Below are 25,291 nucleotides of genomic sequence, written 5' to 3' on the forward strand. Positions count from 1 at the left end.
ATCGTCTGCGCCGCAAGACTGTGTGCAACCGAACCAGCCTGCGGAGAACAAGAAATGCTGACGATCTACTCGGATGATCACCACCTGCACCACGGCCGTTGCGAATTGATAGACGGGCAACTCAAGCCCTGCTTCGAAATGCCTTCGCGTGCCGACCACGTGCTGGCACGGGTGCAAAATCAAAATCTAGGCCCTGTCGAAGCGCCAAAGGATTTCGGCCTCGGGCCGATCGAGCGCATTCACAGCCGCGACTACCTCGACTTCTTCAAGGACGCCTGGGCACGCTGGACCGAGTACAACACCGACGGTGACTTGCTGCCCTACACTTGGCCAGCCCGCACCCTGCGCCGCATCAAACCCTCCAGCTTGCATGGTGAACTCGGTTACTACAGCTTCGATGGCGGCGCCCCGATCACCGCCGGCACCTGGCAAGCGGCGTACAGCGCAGCACAAGTTGCCCTCACCGCCCAAGCGGAAATCCAGCGCGGCGCCCGTTCTGCTTTCGCCCTGTGCCGTCCACCGGGACACCACGCCGCCAGCGATTTGATGGGTGGTTATTGCTACCTCAACAACGCTGCCATCGCCGCCCAGGCGTTCCTCGATCAAGGCCACAAGAAGGTCGCAATCCTCGACGTCGACTACCACCACGGCAACGGCACCCAGTCGATTTTCTATGAACGCAGCGACGTGCTGTTCACCTCGATCCACGGTCACCCGGAAGCCGAGTTCCCGTTCTTCCTCGGCTATGAAGATGAACGCGGCGAAGGCGCCGGCGAAGGGTTCAACTTCAACTATCCGTTGGCCGCCGGTTCAGGCTGGGACACCTGGAGCGCAGGGCTGGAACAGGCCTGTAAAGAGATCGAAAGCTACGGCGCTGACATCGTCGTGGTGTCCCTGGGCGTCGATACCTTCAAGGACGATCCGATCTCGCAATTCAAACTCGACAGCCCGGATTATCTGGCCATGGGCAAGCGCATCGCAGCGCTCGGCAAACCCACGCTGTTTGTCATGGAAGGCGGCTATGCCGTGGAAGAAATCGGCATCAATGCCGTGAACGTTCTCGAAGGTTTTGAAAACGCTTAATGAGGAAGTAGAAGAATGAAAAGTCTTAAGCGTTTTATTTTTCCAGCCCTGTGCGCCACGCTGCTCAGCGGCACCGCACACGCTGAAGAGCGAACGTTGCGCGTCTACAACTGGTTCGACTACATCACGCCCAAGGCCCTGGAAGACTTCAAGGCCCAGAACGCCCAGACCAAACTGGTCTACGACATTTTCGACACCAACGAGGCACTGGAAGCCAAGCTGCTGACCGGCAACTCCGGCTACGACGTGGTGGTGCCGTCCAACGTGTTCCTCGCCAAGCAAATCGAAGCCGGGGTATTCCAGCCCTTGGATCGCAGCAAGCTGCCGAACTGGAACCACCTCGATCCCAAGCTGATGAAGCTGATCGAGGCCAACGATCCAGGCAACAAGTTCGCCGTGCCTTACATGTACGGGACCATCCTGATCGGCTTCAACCCGGACAAAGTCAAGGCAGCCCTCGGCACCGACGCGCCGGTAGACAGCTGGGACCTGATCTTCAAGGAAGAGAACATCAGCAAGCTCAAGCAGTGCGGTGTCGCCCTGCTCGACTCGCCGTCCGAGATTTTGCCGCTGGCCCTGCAACACCTCGGCCTGGACCCCAACAGCAAGAAGCCTGCGGACTACGACAAGGCTGAAGCACTGCTGATGAAGATCCGTCCGTACATCACCTACTTCCACTCGTCCAAGTACATGGCCGACATTGCCAACGGTGACATCTGTGTCGCAGTCGGCTATTCCGGCAGCTTCTCGCAAGCCGCCAACCGCGCCAAGGAAGCCAAGAACGGTGTGGTCGTCGACATGCGCCTGCCGAAAGAAGGCGCGCCGATATGGTTCGATATGCTGGCGATTCCGAAGGGGGCGAAAAACCCCGAAGACGCCTACACCTTCATCAACTACTTGCTGCAGCCGCAAGTGATTGCACCGGTCAGTGACTTCGTGGGGTATCCGAACCCGAACAAGGACGCTACGGAACTGGTCGACCCGGCGATTCGCAACAATCCCAACCTGTACCCGACCGACGCGGCGATGGGCACGCTCTACACCCTGCAACCGCTGCCGCGCGATGCCGAACGTGCGCGGACCCGGGCCTGGACCAAGATCAAGTCCGGGACTTGAGATCAGAAAAACCTCCTGCCGTTGCTGGCAGGAGGTATTATTGTTAGAACTCAGGCCAAGCGATGCAAATTTGTCACCTTGAAAGTTGCTTCAATTTCTTTGTAAGGTGATTCTTCAATCAATGTTACATTGAAAGAACCAGAGAACTCCTGTCGGTTACCTTCACAACAAATATGGGCTCGACCAGACTCCGCAGGATATTCCAGATTCGGTTCCCCGACGTTTTCTATCATATAGCCGATGGTGACTTTTCCATCGAGACTGACATCATGCTCTCCGTCACCAAGATCTTCATCGGCCGCCACGGATATATATCGCCGATTATTTCCCTCATTAATGACTCCCACCACAATCTTTACACCAAAACTGATAAAACCTTGAACGTCGTCGGCGTTAAAGGCGGCACCATCAATCGTTGCATTAAAGTAGTCGCCTGTTACCTGCCGCAGGTCCTGGCACCTCGTTGCTTCCAGCGCTGCTTTCAGGCACTTTGCATGTAAATGTTTCATAGAAATATTCCTTGATTAGCTCAAGCAAAAAACACCCGAATTCAGATCATGATTTCATAGGGTCGAATGATAAATAAACTTACAAAACGGCAATAAGCAGATGCGACAACAATTATCGATTTCGCTAGCGCAAGCACTTTCTCCGTTACGCACTAATTATTTATGCGCGTTGACGCGCCCGGTCAATCCTGAAAGTGTTTCATATAACTTTGTTACAACTACAATTTTGACGTTTAACTATGTACTCTGGCTACGACGTAGTGGGTTGCCTGAACTCGAACAAGGACGCCACGGAACTGGTCGACCCGGCGATCCGCGGATCCCGTTGTTATCAAGACCTGCGTTTGCGCAGGTCTTTTTTTGCCCGCAATACTTATTTACCGCCAACACCGTCCTGCCCGTCACTACCTTGCGAGGATCGCACACCGAACGTTCAACGGTGCCAGCCCCCACAAAGGATGTGACCCATGCCCGAAACTTCCACCCCCCCTTCCGTACCCGATCTCTCAGCCGATCAAGATGCCTTGCTTACCCAATTGGTGGCTGGCCCCTCGATCAGGGAGGTTGCCACCCATGCCTTGCAACCCGCCCTGAAAGCGCTGTACCCGGACCTGCACATTGACCCGCGCCTGGCCATGGTAGTGACCCCAACCTGGACCTTTCACGAACAGCGTGTCGTCCCAGGACCACGCCGCTTTGAATCGTTGACCGATGCGCTGGTACGCCATGGTGTAGCGGCCACCCCCGTGGTCTACCTCGATGGCGAGCACTACCTCACGCTGCAACCGCTGAAATCCACTCCGGCGCAACTGCCCGTCAGAATCGATGCCATCGGGCGACTGCTCAACGAGCTGGCGCCGCTGCTGTTTGTTGCGTTTCAAGAGCAACAGGTCGACTACTGGAACCAGTACACCCAAGCGTCCGCGCCACGGTGGAAAAGCCTGTCCAACTCGCTACGCGAACTGTGGAACATCGAATCGAACTCGAACTCGAACTCGAACTCGAACTCGAACTGGGACACCGACCGTTACGCCATGGCCCGCAATCTGTTCGCTTACCCGGACAAAAGCACGCGCGAGCCTCACGACCCCTATCATTCGCGGGCATGCCTGATCGACCTCGACGGCTTGAGCGAGGGCGTCTCGACTCACCTCAACATCCTCGACATGGCGGTACTGATCGGAACCCAAGGCACCCGCAGCCTCATCATTACTCACACCATTACCCGCGGTTTTCAGGCCTACGACTCGTTACAGGAACTGGGAGAATCCTTGCTGACGTATTCAGATGGGCAGGCAACCGGCAACACCTTGCAATGGCGCCTGATCGAGCCCGAGGGCAATTACTTCGACCATCTGGCGTGCAACCTGATTGCCCTGCAAGCGGACTCGATTGGCGCCCTGGCGAACGATACCGGCGCGGTGAATCCCGACCTGGCACCGCACATCAGCCGTTCAACGAACGAACTCGACCCAAAGGACAAGCAAAAACCCTCTCGATTCGGTCGGGTCGAACAAGCATTGCCGGACTGGATGGCCAGCGCTTCGGCCAGCGATCTCACCGCTTACAGCCGTCACCTGATGGATCTGGCACAAGTACAGAATCAGAACGCCGGTCAGTCGTTTCAGGACGGGATCAAGCCAATCCGCGAGTTCGCCCTGGATCAACTGCGCGATGCCATGCTCAAAGAGCACGCCGATGCCGCACAACTGAATATGGCGGACATCGAGATCGTGGTCGATAGCGTGGTGGTCTGGGGCGCCTTCGTGCCGCTGGTCGAGCCCGAGCGCACCACGCTGAGCCTGGTCGACCTGGCACTGCAAAACCTGATTGCCCTGCCGCTGGGCGACAAAACCGTGCGCAGCACCAGCGCCACAGCACTGCCGGCATGGTTGACGGTGAGTTACCTGGAGGCGCTGATCACCAGCGTCGACATCGGCAAGACCTATCCGACGCTGATCAAAAGCAAACTGCTCGAAGATCCCCTTGAGAGCCTGCGGCGCCAGAATCTGTTCACCAGCCACTTGCGAATCGAGTTACCGCTTCTGGCATTGCAGCAAAAAATTCGCGCACAGGGCGGGATTGATGAACGGGGTTACCGCTATGTCGCGGCCGTGGTTCAGGTGCTTGAAGCCAACCGCTGGGTGGATGGCCAGGAAATTGTCATTCGCCCGCTGGCGTTCAATCCCGGCTGGCGCCTGAGTGCCACTGCGGACGAAGTGGCCAACATGTTCGTGATCGGCCCACGGCAGATGGACAAAGGCCCCTGCCTGCTCTGCCGACCCCTGCTCGATCAGCCATTAAGCCAGTACCAGACAACGGCCAACCTGGTCTATGCCATCAAACACACGCCGAAATTGCGTCAATCGGTGCTCGCCTGGTTGCCGGACAGAGTGCGCGTCAATTACGCGAACTACGTGTTCACCGGCGACCGGCCTTCGGTCTGGTCCCTCTCGCAACTCCTGGCTGACCCACTGACCCCGCTGCAAATGGGCGGTACGCTTTCCCTGGGTACCGGGGTCGTCGCCGCTGATTATCTGGCCAACTTGTTCAAGGCCAACGTCAACGCGCTGGTCGAGCTGGCGCAACAGCAATCGGTGTCAAATGCACAGAATCGCTGGGCAACCTTCAAGCAAGCGGCGTGGATGATTCTAAACGCGGCGCTGCCCTTTCTTGGCCACACCGTCGGAACGGCCGCCTGGATCTGGCAGGTACTGGATGACCTGCAACAAACCGTGGACGCCGACGAGACCGGTGACCGACAACAACAGAAAACCGCAATGACCGACCTGTTGCTGACCCTGGCCATGGTGCTCGCCCATCACGCCAGCACGCGCCATGCGACTGCCCGCAGAATCGAGGAAAGGCCCTCGCCAACGGTAGCGACCGAAGTTGAGGAAAAACCGGCATCCCCCCCTGTTGTGGTTGTTCAGTTGCCCGATACCGTCGGCGAGCCTGCCTCTTCACAGCATCGAATATCCGTGCTGACAGGTGCCGCCCTGAGCCTGGCGAAAACCCTGGACCGCTTCAACATCACCAGACCCGAACCACTCACCCCACCCGACAGCAACAACGGTGTCTACCGCCACCTCTATCGCCACGGGACCCGGTACTACGCCCCGGTCGGTGAGCGCTGGTTCGAAGTGGCCGTTGAGGAAACCGGTGAGGTATCGATTATCGACTCACGGCAACAGCCCCTACGCAGCGGCCCTGCATTGATCAGCAATCAACGGGGTGATTGGTTTGTCGATACGCGCCTGCGTCTGCGGGGCGGTGGTTTGTCGAGTCGACGCAAGGCGTTGAAACAACAAAATCGACAGCGCGTCACCGAGCTCAAACAGCAGTTGGCCGAATTCAATAACCAACGTGAAAGCGCACGCACAGAGCTGACGGATGCATTCAACAAAATGAAAGTCGCCAGCGACGAGACACGGCCTGCCATTCAACAGCAGTTCCTCGATAAACTCGACCAGCGCACCAGCCAATACGCGGCTCCCATTGAACAATTGAAATCATTGAACCTGCTCGAAACGGTTTCCAGTTTCCGCACCGACATGGTCGAGATGCTCGGCACCCAGCTGTTTTTCAACCAGACATGGCTCGATCAAAAAAGTCCAGCCTTCACCCAAACCCTGCAGGAGACCCTGACGCTGCTGGAAGCTGAAGAAACGGCAGGCGGGGCTGGCGACCGTACGACCTATCAAAAAATGATCGGCCTGACCGAGGGCATGATCGGCAAAATCGAGTTTGCTCATTCACGTTTCCAGGAGTTGAGTCGACTGGGTAGAAGTGCTGCGGAGATGGTCAGCACCTACAAAGCCAAACTGCCGGCTTACAGCCTGAACGATCTCAAGGCGCTCCAGGTTTCCCTGGCCCGCGAGGTTTGCCTCAATGAGGGTGACAGCGTTGCCCTGAATGAAGCACGAAGCGAATTCGCACGCCTGCTCGACACGACCAATCTGGTTATCCAGACCTCGCAAGAGCTGATGCTGCAAGAAAGCGCCTGGGGGGCAGGTGAACGCATCGAAGCACTCAGTGGCATGCTCGAACAGTTCGTGGCCATTGAACAATCCTTCGAGGATTTCGCCGTCAACCACAAGGATGCAGTACAGGAACAACCGCTCAAGCACTTGCGCAAACGGGTCAACGAATTCCAGCAGGACACCGAGGGTTACCTGGCACAGTTGCTACGAGAGGAACCACCCAAAGAACTCCGCCCAGGACCTTCCAGGCCTGTACCGGCATCGCGCAAACGAGTGGTGAAAACACGCTTCAATGGCACAGTCGTGGGCGAAGTACGTTCCGCTGCACCGGGAGAGCCGGTTCTGCTTGAAGTGCGCGCACCCATGACCGGCAAAGTCATCGCCACATTTCACGAAAAAACACCCGGGGTCTGGCTTGAACGGGTTCCGGCCAGACGTCGCCGTCCGACGGTTCCAGCACCGGCACTCGACACGCAAATTGCCCATGGTCGGACACTGCTCGATGGCCTGGAAAGCTTTATCCAGCAAACCGAAGCGAGCGCAAAAAAGCCCGGCCGCATCCCGGTGGAAATCGAGGAACTGTTCCAGCAAAAAGCCGACCATTTCGACCAGAGTGCCAGGACCCTTGGGCAATCCCTGATCAACTCTAACAGCATCGATGGACCCACAGTTACCGCGACGGAACTGAGCGCTGAGTTGAACGAGGCGCGTGATCGACTGTACGCCGAGGGTCAACGGATACGCATCGATATGACCAAACAGCAACCCTCCACGGCCGCCCGCGTCCAGTGGTTGCTCAGCAAAAATGAAATCGACATTGTGCGCAGCGGTGATCGACGCCGGCTCAAGGGCCCGCGCAAGGATTACATGCAGGAATATGAAATTCGCGAGCGCCGAAACCAGCAAGTGCTGTGGTATGCGCATTTCCACTATGCCAGCCAGGATGCGCCGGTCGACGCCTTCACCGCTGCACATCTGAAACTGCGGGATCAACGACTACTGGCGGGCGCATTCGACCTGCGCTCGGCCACCACCAACCCGCAAGTGATTGCTATCTATCGCAGCCAGATCAGCCCGCAACTGGCACGCACGCTGTTCTTCTCGTAAACCCGGGAGCGCCAAATTGGCCTTCTGGAACAACACCGGGAAGCCCGTAAGCGCGGACTGCCAATCCGCGCGCTTCAGCCAATACGCCACACTGCCCGTAACCGTTGCAGCGCCGCCTCGATTGCCTTTTCGGGCACTGCGGCAAAACCCAGTACCAGACCGGCGCGTTGATCCATCGGGGTTGCGGACTCCGGCAGCCAGTAACTGCTCAAGCCGTTGACCTCGACATCGACACTGCTCGCCAACTCAATCAGCTCGCGTTCACGGGCCACGCTGTCGACCGGCACCGTCATGTGCAATCCCGCGGCGACGGTGGGCAGCTTGCCGATGCCTGGAATATCCAACGGCCAACCATTGAGCAAGGTATCGCGCCGACTCAGCGCCGCACGTCGCATACGCCGGATGTGACGCTGGAAATGCCCGGCCGCCATGAACTCGGCCATCACCGCCTGGGTGCTGACCTCGGAGTGCCGCACGTCCACCGCACGTCGCTGCGCAAAGGCCTGCACCAGCCCCGGCGGCAGCACCAGATAACCAAGACGCAACGCCGGAAACGCGACCTTGCCGAACGTGCCGACATACAACACCCGTCCGTGACGATCGAGCGCTGCCAAAGGCGCCAGTGGCGCGCCGCTGTAGCGGTACTCGCCATCGTAATCATCCTCGACGATCCAGCCCTGAGTGCGCTCGGCCCAGGCCAGCAGCTCCAGGCGTCGCGCCAGGCTCATGACCACGCCGGTGGGATACTGGTGTGACGGCGTGACGTAGGTCAGCCGACAATCATCGAGTGCTGACAGTTCGCTGCAATTGATGCCCTCGCTGTCCACCGCCACCCCGTGCAGCCGCGCGCCCGCCACGGCAAAGGCATGACCTGCCGCCCGATACCCCGGATTTTCAATCGCCACCCCGTCACCGGGCTCCACCAGCAACTGTGCACAAAGGCTGATTCCCTGCTGCGCGCCACTGGTGATCAGAATTTGTTCAGCTGTGCACTGCATGCCACGGGAACTGCGTAAATACGCGGCGATCATCCCGCGCAAGCGTGCATCGCCTGCCGGGTCGCCGTAGCACAGCTGTTGAAAATCCGGCTTGCGCCAGAAAGCCGCATTCAGCTTGGCCCAGACCTCGAATGGAAACAGATCGAACGCCGGAACACCGACCCGAAATGCCCGGGGCGGACCGCTCGGCGGACTGGCCAAATGGTTGTTTTTGACCCGAGTCAACGGGTTGTTGTGGATAACTTTGCTGGATGAATCCACAGGTAAATCGAGCCAATTTGTGGATAAGGCTGTGGGTAACCCTGTTGAAAACCCTGTGGATACTTTTGTGGATAGTTTTTTCGCCGGTATGGTTGCCTGGGGCAATTGCGCGACATAAGTCCCGTCGCCTACCCGCCCTTCGATATACCCTTCGGCGTACAGCTGATCGTAGGCGCGCACCACGCTGTTACGGGAAATCGCCAGCGCGGCTGCCAGATCACGACTGGCAGGCAGACGCGTACCGCTGGCCAGTCGCCCGTCCAACACACGCGTACGCAATGCCTGGTAGAGCTGACGACTCAGCCCCTGGCGACGATCAAGTTCGATACCTGCCGGGTTGAAGGTCAGGGACAGTGGTTCGCTAGTCATCGTAATGGACCCATGAAATTGGTCATTAATGGCTCTTACAACAGACCAATAGCCTGCCTAGGATGCAGACATTCGCCAAGGAAAATATCTCCATGTACACGCCACGTGCTTTTGCCATCGACGAGTTGTCCCAACTGCATGAACTGATCCTCGCCACCCGTCTCGCCATATTGGTGACCAACGGTGAAAACGGCCTGCAAGCCAGCCATGTACCGGTGCTGCTGCATTGCGAACAAGGCTCAAACGGCACGTTGTACGGGCATCTGGCCAAAGCCAATCCACAGTGGAAAGACCTGCGCGACGGCGCCGAAGCACTGCTGATTTTTGCCGGTGCCGACGCCTACGTCAGCCCTGGCTTCTACCCGAGCAAGGCCGAACACGGCAAAGTCGTACCAACCTGGAACTACGTCGCCGTACACGCCTATGGCCGAGCCGAAACCTTCAGCGATGGCGGGCGGCTGCTCGACATCGTCAGCACCCTCACTGATCGTCATGAAGCTGGCCGCGCCCAACCGTGGTCAGTGGCCGATGCCCCCGCCGATTACATCGACGGCATGCTCAAGGCCATTGTCGGTTTCGCCATTCCCATCGATCGTCTGGAAGGCAAGCGCAAGCTCAGCCAGAACCGCAGCCCCGCCGACATCGCCGGCGTGCGCAAAGGCCTGGCCGCCAGCCCCGACGTCAACGACCAAACCCTCGCCCAATTGATGCGCTAAGGAAGTCACCATGAGTCAAATCGACATTCGCCAAGTCAGCGCCGACGACCACGCCGCATGGCTACCGCTGTGGCAGGCCTACCTGCGCTTCTACAAAACCGAACTACCGCAAGCCGTCACCCAAAGCACCTGGCAGCGCATGCTCGATCCGAACGAGCCAACCCACGCCGCCCTCGCCTGGGCCGATGGCAAAGCGGTGGGCATGGTGCATTTCATCTACCATCGTTCTAACTGGGCCATCGAAAACTCCTGCTACCTGCAAGACTTGCTGGTGGCCCCGGAATCCCGCGGCACCGGCGTCGGCCGCCAGTTGATCGAGTTCGTCTACACCACGGCCAGGGCCGACGGCTGCAACAAGGTCCACTGGCTGACCCACGAAACCAACGCCACCGCGATCCAGCTCTACGAGCGCATCGCCGAACGCCCCGGTTTCATCCAGTTTCGCAAAGCCATAGGGGGCGTTCTCAATTAGTTTTCCCGTCGCGTTGTCGCCTTAAAGCGGGCCAGGCAAGGCGCAGGCCGCTGGAAATGGTTGTTCCCTTTCCAAGGCCTGCAACGCAGCCTGGCCCGTTTTAAGGCACAACCCGAAGGGCCGGGCCTGCTGTTGTGCAGGGCTGCGTTGCTCGAAGCTTATTTGGAATGACCAAACCACGCTTCTCGCGCCTTGCCCTGCACAACAGCAGGCCCGGCGCGGCGTGAAAACTAATTGAGAAAGCCCCCTAGGTTCAAGGAGAACAACATGTCGATTTCACTCACCGACTGGAAAGGCGTCCCGGCCCCCACGACTCAACTGATCGAAGGGCGTTACATCCGCCTGGAAAAACTCGACCCGGCGCGCCACGGCGACGACCTGTTCAACGCCCTGCAAGGCCCCGGCGCCGACCCGAAACTCTGGGACTACCTGCCTTACGGCCCCTTCCCGGAGCGCAGCGTCTTCAACGACTGGCTGAACAACCACGCGGTCAGCAGCGACCCGTATTTCTTCAGCGTGATCGACCGCGCCAGCGGCGAGGTCCAGGGCATTCTCAGCCTGATGTCCATCGTCCCGGCCCAGGGTCGCATCGAAATCGGCCACGTCACCTTCGGCGCCCCGATGCAGCGCTCGCCGAAAAGCACCGAGGCGGTTTACCTGCTGGCCAAGGAATCCTTTGCCCTGGGCTACCGTCGCCTGGAATGGAAATGCAACAACGCCAACGCCCGCTCCAAATACGCGGCCGAGCGCCTGGGCTTCAGTTTTGAGGGTGTTTTCCGTCAGCACATGGTGGTCAAAGGGCAAAATCGGGACACCGCGTGGTACTCGATTCTGGACTCGGAATGGCCGGCGATTGGCACCGGGTTCGAGAAGTGGCTGAGTGATGAGAACCAGACAGCTTCGGGGCAGGTTAAAGGGTTGGTGGAGTGTCGCGCGTAAAGTGCTTCCAGGCATCGCGATAGCCGGCCATGTCCCGACTTCTTGTAAGAAAAGACGTCAGTTCGAAGGGGCAAAAACTGTCTCCGTCGAACTGTCAGCCATTTACTACATGACAATCTGAGACTCCCCGCACCACCGCCGGAACCGCCTGACATCGGTACCGATAGCCTTCCTTTTAGAGTTTGGTCTTCTGACAAAGAGGCCAGACTCGATGCCTGTTCAACACAAATACCGACCTCAACAACTCGCCTTGGCGATCGCACTTGTCCTGGGTTGCGCTGACGTTGCATCCGCCCAACATCCGGAGCAACCCAGTCCAGAGAACGCGTCTGACGCCATCGAGCAACTGGCCGCAGGCACTACCGCCAACCTGGCCAAAGCGACATTGAACAGTGACAGCTTCGTGAGCGCCGCGATGCTCTCGGCGATGCGCCAGTCAGGCAGTGCCTCAGGTTTCAGCAGTCAAAAGAGAGCTTCGCGCCCGGCAGCGGTCGACAATAGCGATAGCCGAGTCTGGCTACAGGCATTGGGGTATGGCGGAACACTGGATCGCGACTTCGATGCCTTGAAGTACTCGACCCAAGGTCTGGTCCTGGGAGCGGATTGGGCAGTTGACGAAGAATGGCGCATCGGCATGATGGCTGGTAAATCACAGACTCGCCTGGACAGCGTTGATCTCGATGGCGATCTCGAAAGCTGGCATCTGGGGGCTTATGCCCTGCGCCAGAGCGGCGCCATGTCTTTGCGTCTTGGCGCCAGCTATAGCAGCCACGACGGCAGCACTCATCGCCAAGTGGCTTTCAATGGTTTCAGTGACCGCCCCAAAGGCAGGTACGACGCCAACACCCAGCAGGCGTTTGCCGAAGTCGGATACAACCTCGGCCGCGCCAACATCAACATCGAGCCATTCGCAGGCCTTGGCTACCAACGTTATCAGCGCGATGGCTTCACGGAAAAAGGAGGCGCTGCGGCGTTAAAGGTCGAGAGCCAGGAGCAGAACAATTTCAACAGCACTTTTGGCCTGCGACTGGCGAAGATCAATACGCTGGATAACGGCATGCAACTGACGCCACGGTTCAGTGCCAGCTGGAAACATACCTACGGCGAGATCGCCACAGAAACCCGCCAACGGCTGATCACCGGCGGCCGTAAAGACACCGTTTCCGGTGCGCCGCTGGATCGCGACAGTCTGATGCTGGATGCGGGTCTGGAACTAGGGCTTTCGGCGCAGCACACGCTGGGCGTCGGCATAAATGGCGAGATGGGCACCGACAGCCGAAACCATGGCGCGACAGCGCAGTGGCGGATGACCTTCTAACCATCAAACGCTGGACGAAAAAAAGGGGAGCACATGCTCCCCCGAGGTATAAAGCGTTGTATCGCGGCTGTTAACTCAGCCTTCGATCTCGATCAGGATCTCGCCCGGGTTCACCCGGTCGCCCTTGGCCACGTGAATGGCGGTGACTTTACCGGCGATGGCTGCCTGGACTTCGGTTTCCATCTTCATCGCTTCGGTGATCAACACGGCCTGGCCTGCCTTGACGGTGTCGCCCTCCTTGACCAGCACGTCGACGATGTTGCCCGGCATGGTGGTGCTGACGTGGCCCGGTGCAGTGGCTTGCTTGCGCTTGCTGCTGCCGCCGCCGACGAATTCGTTGAGCGGTTCGAACACCACTTCTTCCGGCATACCATCGATGGACAGGTAGAAGTGACGCTTGCCTTCGGCCTTGACGCCGACGCCGGTGATGTCGACGCGGTAGGTTTCGCCGTGAACGTCGATGACGAACTCGGTCGGCACGCCTTCCCCACCAACAGAGGCGACGCCGCCGGCTTCAGGAATCGGCAACAGCACTTCAGGTGTCAGGGTGCCCGCAGCACGCTCCTCGAGGAACTTGCGACCGATGTCCGGGAACATGGCGAAGGTCAGCACGTCTTCTTCAGACTTGGCCAGTGCACCGATATCGGCACGCAGCTTGGCCATTTCCGGCTTGAGCAGATCGGCTGGGCGAACGTCGATCACTTCTTCGCTGCCGATGGCCTGGCGACGCAGTTGTTCGTTCACGGTGCCCGGCGCCTTGCCGTAGCCACCTTGCAGGTACAGCTTCACTTCGTTGGTGATGGTCTTGTAGCGCTCGCCGGCCAGCACGTTGAAGAACGCCTGGGTGCCGACGATCTGCGAAGTCGGGGTTACCAGCGGCGGGAAGCCGAGGTCTTCACGAACCCGCGGAATTTCGGCCAGCACTTCGCTCATGCGATTGAGTGCGCCCTGCTCTTTCAACTGGTTGGCCAGGTTGGAAATCATCCCCCCCGGCACCTGGTTGACTTGAACACGGGTGTCAACGGCGGTGAATTCGCTTTCGAACTGGTGGTACTTCTTGCGCACGGCGTAGAAGTACAGGCCGATCTCCTGCAGCAGTTCCAGGTTCAGGCCGGTGTCGAACTCGCTGCCTTTAAGGGCGGCGACCATCGACTCGGTACCCGGGTGGCTGGTGCCCCAGGCAAAGCTGGAGATCGCGGTGTCGATGTGATCGGCGCCGTTTTCGATGGCCTTCATTTGGCACATCGCGGCCAGGCCAGCGGTGTCGTGGGAGTGAATGAACACGGGCAGCGATTGCTCGGCTTTCAGCGCCTTGACCAGTTCGCCGGTGGCGTATGGGGTCAGCAAGCCGGCCATGTCCTTGATCGCCACCGAGTCGCAACCCATGGCTTCCATTTGCTTGGCCTGGTTCACGAAGGCCTCGATGGTGTGCACCGGGCTGGTGGTGTAGGCGATGGTGCCCTGGGCGTGTTTGCCGGAGGCTTTCACCGCCTCGATGGCCACGCGCAGGTTACGCACGTCGTTCATGGCGTCGAAGATGCGGAACACGTCGATGCCGTTGACCGCGGCCTTGGCGACGAAGGCTTTGACCACGTCGTCGCTGTAGTGGCGGTAGCCCAGCAGGTTCTGGCCGCGCAACAGCATTTGCAGGCGGGTATTAGGCAGCGCGGCGCGCAACTGGCGCAGACGCTCCCACGGATCTTCTTTCAGGAAACGTACGCAGGCGTCGAACGTCGCGCCGCCCCAGCACTCCAGCGACCAGTAGCCGACTTTGTCGAGCTTGTCGCAGATCGGCAGCATGTCTTCGGTGCGCATGCGGGTGGCGAGCAGCGATTGGTGGGCGTCGCGCAGGATCGTGTCGGTAACGTGGATTTGTTTGCTCATTGTTCTATTCCTCACAGGCCTGCGTGGGCGGCGATGGCGGCGGCGATGGCCAGGGCCAGCTCTTCGGGTTTGCGCTTGATCGAGTAGTTGGTCAGTTCAGGGTGGCTTTCAACGAAGCTGGTGTTGAACTGGCCGCTACGGAATTCCGGATTGCGCAGGATTTCCTGGTAGTACGCGGCGGTGGTCTTGACCCCTTGCAGGCGCATGTCGTCCAGGGCGCGCAAGCCACGGTCCATCGCCTCTTCCCAGGTCAGCGCCCACACCACCAGTTTCAGGCACATGGAGTCGTAGTATGGCGGGATGGTGTAACCGGTGTAGATCGCCGTGTCGGTACGTACGCCGGGGCCGCCGGGTGCGTAGTAACGGGTGATCTTGCCGAAGCTTGGCAGGAAGTTGTTTTTTGGGTCTTCGGCGTTGATCCGGAATTGCAGGGCGAAACCACGGTGGTGGATGTCTTCCTGTTTCACCGACAGCGGCAGGCCGGAGGCAATGCGAATCTGCTCACGGACAATGTCGATGCCGGTGATTTCTTCGGTGATGGTGTGTTCCACCTGCACCCGGGTGTTCATCTCCATGAAGTACACCTCGCCCTCGGCGAGCAGGAACTCCACGGTGCCGGCATTCTCGTAACCCACGGCCTTGGCTGCGCGCACCGACAGGTCGCCGATATAGGCGCGCTGTTCCGGGGTCAGTTGCGGGCTCGGGGCGATCTCGATCAGCTTCTGGTTGCGGCGCTGGATCGAGCAGTCGCGCTCGAACAGGTGCACCACGTTGCCGAAGCTGTCGCCAAGAATCTGCGCTTCGATGTGTTTCGGATTGACGATGCATTTTTCCAGGAACACTTCCGCCGAACCGAACGCCTTGGTGGCTTCGGAAATGACCCGTGGGAAAGCCTGTTCGAGTTCTTCGCGGCTGTTGCAGCGACGAATACCGCGACCACCACCACCGGACGTGGCCTTGAGCATCACCGGGTAGCCGATGCGATCGCCTTCGGTCAGGGCTTCTTCGATGCCCGACACGTTGCCTTCAGTGCCCGGGGTCACCGGTACGCCGGCCTTGATCATGCTGCGGCGAGCTTCGGTCTTGTCGCCCATGCGGCGAATGACTTCAGCCGACGGGCCGATGAATTTGATCCCGCGTTCGGCGCAGATCTCCGCCAGCTCGGCGTTTTCCGAAAGGAAGCCATAGCCGGGGTGCAGTGCATCGCAACCGGTTTCCACAGCCAGGTTCACCAGCTTGCGCGGGTTCAGGTAACCGGCCAGCGGTTCGGCACCAATGCTGTGGGCCTCGTCCGCACGCTTGACGTGCAAGGCATGACGGTCGGCATCGGAGTAGATCGCGACCGAGCGAATGCCCATTTCGGCGCAGGCACGTACGATTCGTACGGCAATCTCACCACGGTTGGCGATCAGGATCTTTGTTATCACTTGGAGTTTCCCTTGAGCCGGTGGTACCCACGACCTGCTAGACCCAGGTCGACGCGTGACCAAATGTTTCAATTTGGTCGCAGGTCCACACTAGCGCCCACAAGGGATTAACAAAAATGAATAAAAATTGGGTCGTGCATAAGCAAAGACTTATAGTTGATTCACCAGCCAGCGACGAGAGCGACCAGATAATGCGTAAGTCATTGATGCGTATGACTTTGCGGCAATTGCAGATCTTCAACGAGGTCTGTGATTTGCGCTCCTACAGCCGCGCGGCCGAGGAAATGTCGCTCACACAACCTGCCGTCAGCCTACAGATTCGTCAACTTGAAGAGCTGATTGGCCAGCCTTTGTTCGATTACGTCGGCAAAAAACTCTACATGACCGAAGCGGCTGAAGCGTTACAGCGGGCCAGTCGGGATATTTTCGGGCGCCTGGAAAACCTCGACATGCAGCTGTCGGACATGCAGGGCTCGTTGCAGGGGCAACTGAAACTGGCGATTGAGTCCAGCGCCAAATACTTCGTGCCGCATCTGTTTGCCGCGTTCAAACGCCAGCACCCGGAAGTGAACCTGCAACTGACGGTGGTCAATCGCGGCCAGGTCATTCGGCGTCTGTCGGACAACCGCGATGACCTGGTGATCATGTCCATGGTGCCTCAGGACATGGGCCTGGAATTCCTGCCGTTCCTGAACAACCCGATCGTCGCCGTGGCGCCACCGGATCACCCGCTGTGTCATATGGGGCCGCTGCGCCTGCAGGATCTCGAGCCCTACACACTGCTGCTGCGTGAGCAGGGCTCCGGGACGCGGCTGGCGTGCGAAGAATACTTCAAAGAGAAGCGCGTGCACTTCAACCAGACCCAGGAGGTCTCGTCTGCCGAAGCACAGCGTGAATGTGTGCTGGCAGGCCTGGGCGTTGCGCTGTTGACGCGCCACGCCCTGAGCCTTGAGCTGGCAACCGGTGGGCTGATCGAGCTACCGGTCGAAGAGCTGCCACTGTTTCGCAGTTGGTGCCTGGTACAGGCCAAGGCGAAACGCCTGTCACCGGTGGCTCATGCCTTCCTGGCGTTTATCCGCAGCGAACGGATTCAGATCAGCGCGCTGGTTGAGCGTTTCGACGGGACGCCGAGGGAGATGCCTGCCAGAAATTGAGTTCCAACTCTGGAAAATCGCCAATTTCGGCCAGAAGCTGACGGCGTTCGCAGCGATCTTCGATGGCGCGACGGAATTCCATGCGGCGCTGATCTTCTTGCTGACGACGGGTTTTGACAGCGCTGTTGCGTTCTTCGTAGGGCATGGCCATTTCGAGTCTCCCAAGGCGAGTACGGGAGTTTCAAGATAGGCGCGGGGGATGACGGTTTAGCGGCGGGAGGGTTACAGCGGGATGAAATTGTGGCGAGGGGGCTTGTCGGATCGCCGCACCGCCCCTCGCCACAGAGTCCATGTCGGTCTTCAGATCAATCGTCCAGCGCTTTCACCGACTTGGGCGACAACCGCAAGCTGCGCAGGCTGCGCTTGACGCTCTTGAGGTGGTTGACCAGGCTCGGGCCGCGCGCCATGGCCACGCCCATCGCCAGCACGTCGATCACCACCAGGTGGGCGATACGCGAAGTCAGCGGCGTATAGATTTCAGTGTCTTCATGCACATCGATCGCCAGATTGACCGTAGACAGCTCGGCCAATGGCGTCTGGCTCGGGCACAAAGTGATCAACGAGGCACCGCTTTCACGCACCAGGTTGGCGGTGATCAGCAGGTCCTTGGAACGCCCGGACTGGGAAATGCAGATCGCCACATCGGTTGGCTTTAGCGTCACGGCCGACATTGCCTGCATGTGCGGGTCGGAATACGCCGCAGCGGTGAGCAGCAAGCGGAAGAACTTGTGCTGGGCGTCCGCCGCGACCGCACCCGAGGCGCCGAAGCCGTAGAACTCGACACGCTGGGCCTGGGACATCAGTGTCACCGCTCGCTGCAATTCCAGCGGATCGAGTTTCTCGCGAACCTCCATCAGCGTATGCAGGGTGGTGTCGAAGATTTTCAGACTGTAGTCCGCGACCGAATCGTCTTCGTGAATCGCAAACTGGCCAAAACTCGCACCTGCCGCGAGGCTCTGGGCCAGCTTCAGCTTCAGGTCCTGAAAGCCGGAACAACCGATGGCACGGCAAAAACGCACGATGGTCGGTTCACTGATGCCCACGCTGTGGGCCAGGTCGGCCATGGAGCTGTGCATCACGGCCGCAGGATCAAGCAGCACGTGGTCGGCGACCTTGAGCTCCGACTTGCGTAACAGGTGGCGAGACTGGGCGATGTGTTGCAGCAGATTCAAGGGGCTGGACTCTTTGTTATTGGCAGGTGCCGGGGATGTAGCACGCTTGTAGTTATACTACATGAATTGGCTTTTTGCCTGCTCAATGCGTTACCGAATCCCTCGATTTCAGGTGCCCGCGCTTCATGTAGCACTCATGGCACATGTCCAGGTGCGCCGTCGGGTGCACCGATTTAAAGGGCTGAAACACCTTAAGTTATTAAATTAAAGTTAAATACGATTCGCTGCGACTGATTAACAACAGAACACACAGCCTTACAAAACCTCCAAAGAAACCTCAACCAAAAACAACTTCAATTGAATATATTAATACCGCAGGAAGCAAAAACTTAATTAAAGGAGCTACACATTATGACTATTAAAACAAAAGACTGGACCGCACAAATTGACCGCATGCCCGGCGCCCCTTCGTTCCGCGCCTTTGGCACCGTAACCGTTGCCCACACTGGCATCACCCCAAAACTGGAGATGACGGCACTGCAAGACAAATCCTTTGATCTGCGCCTGGAACTAAAGCTGGAGGATTCCAATGAATATACACTGCCGGTCGAAACCGACAAATTTGTCGAATATAAAGCAATGGGCAACTCGAACGTGACCGGCGTCAGCATCTTCTACCAAGGCAAGTTGCTGCACCATATTGATGAAGTATTGATTACCAACTAAGTAACATAAATAGCTTCCGGCATCTCAGGCGTCCTGCCCGACACGTCAGGCAGGACGCCTCCTCGTCAGCTTGCGGCTTGCGCGTGCAGCAAACCTGCCAACGCCTCGGCCTCAACCGGGCGGCTGATCAAATAGCCCTGCACTTCATCGCAGCGCTCGGCTTTCAGGAACTCAAGCTGTTCTCCCCGCTCCACACCTTCAGCCACTACCTTCAATGACAAACCATGGGCCATGGCAATGATCGCCCGTGTGATCGCCGCATCCTCGGTACCCTCTCCCAAGCCACGGATAAACGCCTGATCAATCTTCACGTAATCCACCGGGATGCGCTTGAGATAACTCAGGGATGAGTAACCAGTGCCAAAATCGTCAATGGCCAGTTTCACCCCGAGATCACGCAACTGCTGGAACGTCGCGATGATGTGTTCGACGCTGTCCAGCAACTGGCTTTCGGTGAGTTCCAGCTCCAGCAGTTGCGGCGCCAGCCCGGTCTCTTCCAGCACCTGCCGCACCAGACTGACCAGTTTGCCCTGGCGCAATTGATGCACCGACAGATTGACCGACACTCGAATCGCTTCGAGCCCCTGCCGCTGCCACTCACAGGCTTGCCAGCAGGCCTGACGCAGCACGAACTCACCGATCGGGCCGATCAATCCGGTTTCTTCAGCCAGGCCGATGAAATCCCCCGGCGGCACGCGGCCCATGGTCGGATGATCCCAACGCACCAAGGCTTCGGCGGCATTCAACCTGCCAGTGGCCAGGCACAGTTTCGGTTGGTAAAACACCTTCAGCTGTTTGTCTTCGATGGCTTTGCGCAAGTGGTTTTCCAGCTGTAAACGCTCCAGCGTGCTGGCTTGCAAGCTGTCGGTGTAAAACTGGAAATTATCGCCACCCAGGTGTTTGGCGTGCTGCATCGCCATGTTCGACTGATTGACCAATGCAGATATTTCCCGGGCGCTGTCCGGCAACAAGCTGATGCCCATCGACACGCTGACCACCAGTTCATGCCCCTCAATGGTCACCGGCACGCGCAACTTGTTCGCCAGACGAGTCGCCACCCGGGCCAGGCTCGAAAGGTTGCCGTAGGAGTTGAACAGCACGGCAAACTCATCACCGGAAAGGCGCGCGATGGTGTCTGCTTCAGGCAATGCATTCACCAGTCGTCGGGCCATCTTCTGCAACAACTGGTCGGCGACTTCATGTCCCAGGCTGTCGTTGAGTTGCTTGAACCGATCGAGATTGATGTGCAGCAACGCCAGGCTGCGATAACCGCCCTGTCGCACTCGTTGATGAGCCTCGCTGAGTCGTTCGCGGAACATCGAGCGGTTGGCCAGACCGGTAAGTTCATCGTAATGAGTCAGATAGCGCATGCGCTCTTCGGATTCTCGGCGGGCCGAGAGATCAGCGAAAAAGCCCACAATATGGCTGACATTTCCCCGGGGATCGCGCACGGTATTCAGTTGCAGCCATTGCGGATACATCTCGCCGTTCTTGCGGGTTTCCACCAATTCGCCCTGCCAGCTGCCTTGCTGCTCCAGCGCCTGATGTATTGCGGCGTAATGCCGACGCGCATCGCGACTGCAAGGCAACTCAATGACATTGCGCCCGATCATGTCCTCGATGTCATAGCCGGTCACCCGACTGAAGGCCTGATTGATCGCGATCAGGACGTAGTTCGGATCGAAAATCACGATCCCTTCGCTGGCCGCCTCGAACACGGTCGCCGCCAGTTGCCGCTGCTCTTCCAGGCCTTTGCTGGCGCTGATGTCGCGGCGAGTGCCGACCATGCGAATCACCCGGCCGTTTTCGGCACGCTCGACCGCCCGCCCGCGGTCTTCGATCCAGACCCAGTGGCCGTCGCCATGCCGTACGCGATACTCGATTTGATAGTCCTCGGTGCGGCCCTTCAAATGCTCGACCAGCGCCCTTTTCAGCGCAGGAAGATCCTCGGGATGAAGGCGCGGCTTGAGGTGGCGCAGTATTGCCGTGACCTGCTCCGGCTCCAGGCCGAACAGTTCCTGAATCTGCGTGTGATGGACTTCGTCGGTTTGCAGATTCCAGTCCCACAACCCCAACTCGCTGGCCTTCAATGCCAGCGCCAGACGCGCCTCACTCTTGCTCAGTGCCTGGTTGGCGGCGTCCAGTTCCAGGCTGCGCTGAGCGACACGGTTTTCCAGGTCGATCTGGATCTCTCGCAACTCGTCCTCGGCACGTCGACGCTGTTCTATCTCCTTGGCCAGTTTCTGATTGAGCTGGTCACTGCAGCTTTGCGCCTGCTGTAGATGCTCGATCAGTGCCTGGTTCTGAAAACGTCGCATCAAGCCCCGATCGATCAATCGATTGACTTGCCAGGCAACCACGCTCAATGCACCGAGCAGGATCAGCCCGAACCAGCCCCAACCTTGCTGCTGTTCGTCAGCCCCCCAAAACATATAGGCGATGGCCGGCAACAGGCAGGGCAAGGTAAACGACAGAAAGGCCGGCAAACTGACCGCGTAAGCCACGCTGGCCGAAAGTGCCGCGGCACCGATGAGGCCGAAGACCCAGGCTTGCTGAATGAAGTTATCGGCGGGAACCAGGGCGATGCCGGCACCGGCCAGGGTCAGACCGGTGAGGCCGGAACCCAGCAAAAACATCCGTCGCCAAATGGGATGGGCCTGACGGTTGGGAATGGCCGAATCGAAGGCTGCGACCTGAATCACCCGCAACGCCACCAATGACAATAACCACACCAGCCATACACTGACCAGGAAATAGCGCTGCGGGCTCCAGAGCAAACCGGCACAGACCAGGCCATTGATCAGCATGAACAACGTGGGCAGTAGCGAGCCCTGATACAACAGGCGCGTGCGTTCGACCGCCATTTCCATGGCGTACTGTTTACGGATCTCCCGGGGCTCCACAGTGGGGCCCGACAGGTCGAAGCTGAGGGTCATAGGCGATGTTCTTGTTCTTATAATGATGAGCATGGGCCCGAAACTGCTCGGAGCATACACAAGCAATTGCCCGGACCAAACTGCTGCTGATCAATAAATCGCCAAACATTTCAGCCGCCGATGCCCCCGAAAACGCGGGAGGCACGCCCCGCCAACGTCCGCAGCCGATGACTGACCGGTCGTCTTTCGCATAACTTTCATCGGTTAAAGCGAAGCGGGGTTTGCCCGGTGTGTCGCGGCCCCCTAGAATGCCCCGATGCGCGATGATCTCTCCCTTCTGCTGAACTCCCTCAACGATGCCCAACGCCAGGCCGTAGCGGCCCCCGTGGGTCGTCAGTTGGTCCTGGCCGGTGCTGGTTCCGGTAAAACCCGAGTGCTGGTGCACCGTATCGCCTGGTTGATCCAGGTCGAAAACGCCTCGCCCCACTCCATCCTGTCGGTGACCTTCACCAACAAGGCCGCTGCCGAGATGCGCCAGCGCATCGAGCAGCTAATGGGGATCAACCCGGCCGGCATGTGGGTTGGCACCTTCCACGGCCTGGCGCACCGCTTGTTGCGGGCACATTGGCAGGAAGCGGGCTTAAGCCAGACGTTCCAGATTCTCGACAGCGATGACCAGCAGCGGCTGGTCAAGCGGGTGATCCGCGAACTCGGCCTGGACGAACAGCGCTGGCCGGCCCGTCAGGCCCAATGGTTCATCAACGGCCAGAAAGACGAAGGTCTGCGCCCGCAACACATTCAAGCCAGCGGTGACCTGTTCCTGGCGACCATGCGCGGCATCTATGAAGCCTACGAGGCTGCCTGCCTGCGTGCGGGCGTCATCGACTTCTCCGAATTGCTGCTGCGCGCCCTCGATCTGTGGCGCGATCACCCAGGCCTGCTCGCTCACTATCAAAAGCGCTTCCGGCACATTCTGGTGGACGAGTTCCAGGACACCAACGCCGTGCAATACGCCTGGTTGCGCCTGCTGGCCAAGGGTGGCGACAGCCTGATGGTCGTAGGCGACGATGACCAGTCGATCTACGGCTGGCGCGGCGCGAAAATCGAGAACATCTACCAGTATTCCGAAGACTTCCCGGACGCAGAAACCATTCGCCTGGAGCAGAACTATCGCTCCACCGCCGGCATCCTGAAGGCTGCCAACGCCTTGATCGCCAACAACACCGGGCGTCTGGGCAAAGAGCTTTGGACTGAAGGTGGCGACGGCGAAGCGATCAACCTGTACGCCGCCTTCAACGAACACGACGAAGCACGCTACGTTGTCGAAACCATCGAGAGCGCGCTGAAAACCGGCTTGTCACGTAGCGATATCGCGATTCTGTACCGCTCCAACGCCCAATCGCGGGTTTTGGAAGAAGCCTTGCTGCGCGAGCGCATTCCCTACCGCATCTATGGCGGTCAGCGCTTCTTCGAACGCGCCGAAATCAAGAACGCCATGGCTTACCTGCGGTTGCTCGAAGGCCGCGGTAACGATGCCGCGCTGGAACGGGTGATCAACGTGCCGGCCCGTGGCATCGGCGAGAAAACCGTCGAAGCGATCCGTGACCATGCGCGCCACAGCGATGTGTCGATGTGGGAAGCGATGCGCCAACTGGTGGCCAACAAAGGCCTGACCGGGCGTGCGGCCGGTGCCCTTGGCGCGTTTATCGAGCTGATCGAGAACCTCGCCGCCAAGTGCATGGAAATGCCACTGCACCTGATGACCCAGACCGTCATCGAGCAGTCGGGGCTGATCGCCTATCACGAAGCGGAAAAAGGCGAGAAAGGCCAGGCCCGGGTAGAAAACCTTGAGGAACTGGTCAGCGCCGCGCGCAACTTTGAAAACAGCGAAGAAGACGAAGAGCTGACGCCATTGGCCGCGTTCCTCGGTCACGCGTCGCTGGAGGCCGGCGACACCCAGGCCGACGAGCACGAAGACAGCATCCAACTGATGACCCTGCACAGCGCCAAGGGCCTGGAATTCCCTTATGTGTTCCTGGTGGGCATGGAAGAAGGCCTGTTCCCGCACAAGATGAGCCTGGAAGAACCCGGCCGCCTGGAGGAAGAGCGGCGTCTGGCCTACGTCGGCATCACCCGGGCCATGCAGAACCTGGTGATGACCTATGCCGAAACCCGACGCCTTTATGGCAGCGAGACCTACAACAAGGTGTCGCGCTTCGTACGCGAAGTTCCGAAAGGCCTGATTCAGGAGGTGCGGCTGTCCAACAGCGTCAGCCGTCCGTTTGGTGGCAACCAGTCGATGAGTGGCAGCAACCTGTTCAGCGGCAGCGAGATTCCGGAAACCGGCTTCAGCCTGGGCCAGACTGTGCGCCACTCGATCTTCGGTGACGGCGTGATCCTCAACTTCGAAGGCGCCGGGGCTCAGGCCCGGGTGCAGGTGAACTTCAGCGAAGGCAGCAAGTGGCTGATGCTGGGGTATGCCAAGCTGGAAGCGATCTGATCACCCGATACAGGACCTTTGTGGGAGCGGGCTTGCTCGCGAAAAACGATAACGCGGTATGACTGAATGACCGCGGTGCGCCCATTCGCGAGCAAGCCCGCTCCCACAGGGTTGCGTGTGGACTTACAGAAATTGATCTGAATAAGGTGCAAAAAGCATGGGCTCAGGTTTCTTTTCTTCCTGGACATTCTGGGCCCTGTTATCGGCGGCATTCGCGGCGATGACCGCCATTTTCGCGAAAGTCGGCATCGAAAACATCAATTCCGACTTCGCCACCCTGCTACGTACGATAGTGGTATTGGTCAGCCTGGCCTTGATTTTGTACGCCACGGGCCAATATCAGTCTTTGGGATCGATCTCTGCGAAGAGCTACCTTTTCCTGCTGTTGTCGGGCCTTGCCACGGGTGCATCGTGGATCTGCTATTTCCGCGCACTCAAGGTCGGTCCGGCGTCACTGGTTGCCCCAGTGGACAAGCTCAGCGTGGTGCTGGTGGCTGTTCTTGGCGTTGTCCTGCTGGGTGAAAAACTCGACCTGCGCCAATGGGGCGGAATCGGCCTGATCACGGCCGGGGTGGTCATGCTGGCTCTGCGACGCTAGGTGACCGTCCTACAAACCCTGTCCACTCATCTGACAGATCAAAGTCAAAAGGCCTTCTTGCACTGACTGAAGCTGAACACGACCTGTCAGGCAAAAGCCCGAAACACTCTGCCGCTAGCCAGTAACACTTCAGCTGTGCAACA

The 25,291-nt window shown here is 58.9% G+C and carries 17 protein-coding genes and 1 pseudogene; 11 read left to right on the forward strand and 7 right to left on the reverse strand.

Features of this window, described 5'->3' with window-relative positions:
* Window positions 1-54: 54 nt before the first annotated feature.
* On the forward strand, window positions 55-1,083 hold the full coding sequence (locus AC3ITY_RS32245; RefSeq protein ID WP_489306890.1) for a histone deacetylase family protein: 1,029 nt from the start codon (window positions 55-57) through the stop codon (window positions 1,081-1,083).
* Between the two features lie 15 nt (window positions 1,084-1,098).
* Window positions 1,099-2,199 (forward strand): polyamine ABC transporter substrate-binding protein, encoded by a 1,101-nt coding sequence (locus tag AC3ITY_RS32250; protein WP_489306891.1) that lies wholly within the window; start codon window positions 1,099-1,101, stop codon window positions 2,197-2,199.
* Between the two features lie 50 nt (window positions 2,200-2,249).
* Here the strand turns inward: AC3ITY_RS32250 and AC3ITY_RS32255 are convergent, their stop codons facing one another.
* Window positions 2,250-2,708: a hypothetical protein gene (locus AC3ITY_RS32255; RefSeq protein ID WP_489306893.1), complete on the reverse strand. Its 459-nt coding sequence runs from the start codon at window positions 2,706-2,708 to the stop codon at window positions 2,250-2,252.
* Window positions 2,709-3,175: 467 nt separating this feature from the next.
* On the opposite strand from AC3ITY_RS32255, the gene AC3ITY_RS32260 reads away from it, so the two are divergent.
* Window positions 3,176-7,798, forward strand: coding sequence for a hypothetical protein (locus tag AC3ITY_RS32260; RefSeq protein WP_489306895.1), 4,623 nt, complete (start codon window positions 3,176-3,178; stop codon window positions 7,796-7,798).
* 74 nt (window positions 7,799-7,872) lie between these two features.
* Here the strand turns inward: AC3ITY_RS32260 and pdxR are convergent, their stop codons facing one another.
* Window positions 7,873-9,426: a MocR-like pyridoxine biosynthesis transcription factor PdxR gene (gene pdxR / locus AC3ITY_RS32265; RefSeq protein WP_489306897.1), complete on the reverse strand. Its 1,554-nt coding sequence runs from the start codon at window positions 9,424-9,426 to the stop codon at window positions 7,873-7,875.
* A gap of 92 nt (window positions 9,427-9,518) precedes the next feature.
* On the opposite strand from pdxR, the gene AC3ITY_RS32270 reads away from it, so the two are divergent.
* The 4 genes and pseudogenes from AC3ITY_RS32270 to AC3ITY_RS32285 all read left to right on the forward strand — a co-directional run.
* Complete coding sequence (locus tag AC3ITY_RS32270; protein WP_489306899.1) at window positions 9,519-10,142, forward strand: FMN-binding negative transcriptional regulator; 624 nt, start codon at window positions 9,519-9,521, stop codon at window positions 10,140-10,142.
* Between the two features lie 10 nt (window positions 10,143-10,152).
* Window positions 10,153-10,614: a GNAT family N-acetyltransferase gene (locus tag AC3ITY_RS32275; protein ID WP_489306901.1), complete on the forward strand. Its 462-nt coding sequence runs from the start codon at window positions 10,153-10,155 to the stop codon at window positions 10,612-10,614.
* Between the two features lie 267 nt (window positions 10,615-10,881).
* Window positions 10,882-11,553 (forward strand): GNAT family N-acetyltransferase, encoded by a 672-nt coding sequence (locus AC3ITY_RS32280; RefSeq protein WP_489306902.1) that lies wholly within the window; start codon window positions 10,882-10,884, stop codon window positions 11,551-11,553.
* Window positions 11,554-11,872: 319 nt separating this feature from the next.
* A pseudogene (locus AC3ITY_RS32285) lies at window positions 11,873-12,871 on the forward strand (autotransporter outer membrane beta-barrel domain-containing protein); the annotation flags it as partial.
* A gap of 75 nt (window positions 12,872-12,946) precedes the next feature.
* Here the strand turns inward: AC3ITY_RS32285 and oadA are convergent.
* Window positions 12,947-14,755, reverse strand: a complete 1,809-nt coding sequence (oadA, locus tag AC3ITY_RS32290) for a sodium-extruding oxaloacetate decarboxylase subunit alpha (RefSeq protein WP_489306903.1) — start codon at window positions 14,753-14,755, stop codon at window positions 12,947-12,949.
* Window positions 14,756-14,766: 11 nt separating this feature from the next.
* Entirely contained in the window at window positions 14,767-16,182 is a 1,416-nt protein-coding gene (locus AC3ITY_RS32295) for an acetyl-CoA carboxylase biotin carboxylase subunit (RefSeq protein ID WP_008045577.1), read from the reverse strand.
* A 191-nt stretch (window positions 16,183-16,373) separates the two neighbouring features.
* Here AC3ITY_RS32295 and AC3ITY_RS32300 point away from each other — a divergent pair, with 191 nt between their 5' ends.
* The gene (locus tag AC3ITY_RS32300; RefSeq protein ID WP_046038866.1) at window positions 16,374-17,336 is read left to right on the forward strand and encodes a LysR family transcriptional regulator; all 963 of its coding nucleotides are present in this window, start codon (window positions 16,374-16,376) and stop codon (window positions 17,334-17,336) included.
* Here the strand turns inward: AC3ITY_RS32300 and AC3ITY_RS32305 are convergent.
* Both AC3ITY_RS32305 and hexR read right to left on the reverse strand, forming a co-directional pair.
* On the reverse strand, window positions 17,278-17,487 hold the full coding sequence (locus AC3ITY_RS32305) for a PA3496 family putative envelope integrity protein (RefSeq protein WP_046038865.1): 210 nt from the start codon (window positions 17,485-17,487) through the stop codon (window positions 17,278-17,280). The genes AC3ITY_RS32300 and AC3ITY_RS32305 overlap by 59 nt on opposite strands.
* 154 nt (window positions 17,488-17,641) lie before the next feature.
* Window positions 17,642-18,508, reverse strand: a complete 867-nt coding sequence (hexR, locus tag AC3ITY_RS32310; protein ID WP_007954250.1) for a transcriptional regulator HexR — start codon at window positions 18,506-18,508, stop codon at window positions 17,642-17,644.
* Window positions 18,509-18,859: 351 nt separating this feature from the next.
* Between hexR and AC3ITY_RS32315 the strand changes: the two genes are divergently transcribed.
* Window positions 18,860-19,174: a hypothetical protein gene (locus AC3ITY_RS32315; protein WP_489306905.1), complete on the forward strand. Its 315-nt coding sequence runs from the start codon at window positions 18,860-18,862 to the stop codon at window positions 19,172-19,174.
* A gap of 65 nt (window positions 19,175-19,239) precedes the next feature.
* Here the strand turns inward: AC3ITY_RS32315 and AC3ITY_RS32320 are convergent, their stop codons facing one another.
* Window positions 19,240-22,110 carry an EAL domain-containing protein gene (locus AC3ITY_RS32320; protein ID WP_489306907.1) on the reverse strand — a complete coding sequence of 957 codons (2,871 nt, stop codon included), beginning with the start codon at window positions 22,108-22,110 and terminating at the stop codon, window positions 19,240-19,242.
* A 256-nt stretch (window positions 22,111-22,366) separates the two neighbouring features.
* Between AC3ITY_RS32320 and uvrD the strand changes: the two genes are divergently transcribed.
* Both uvrD and AC3ITY_RS32330 read left to right on the forward strand, forming a co-directional pair.
* Window positions 22,367-24,550 carry a DNA helicase II gene (gene uvrD, locus AC3ITY_RS32325; protein ID WP_489306908.1) on the forward strand — a complete coding sequence of 728 codons (2,184 nt, stop codon included), beginning with the start codon at window positions 22,367-22,369 and terminating at the stop codon, window positions 24,548-24,550.
* Window positions 24,551-24,707: 157 nt separating this feature from the next.
* A complete protein-coding gene (locus AC3ITY_RS32330; RefSeq protein WP_223465191.1) occupies window positions 24,708-25,148 on the forward strand; it encodes an EamA family transporter in 441 nt (146 codons plus the stop codon).
* Window positions 25,149-25,291: the final 143 nt, after the last annotated feature.

Source organism: Pseudomonas sp. GL_091, assembly GCF_057837725.1.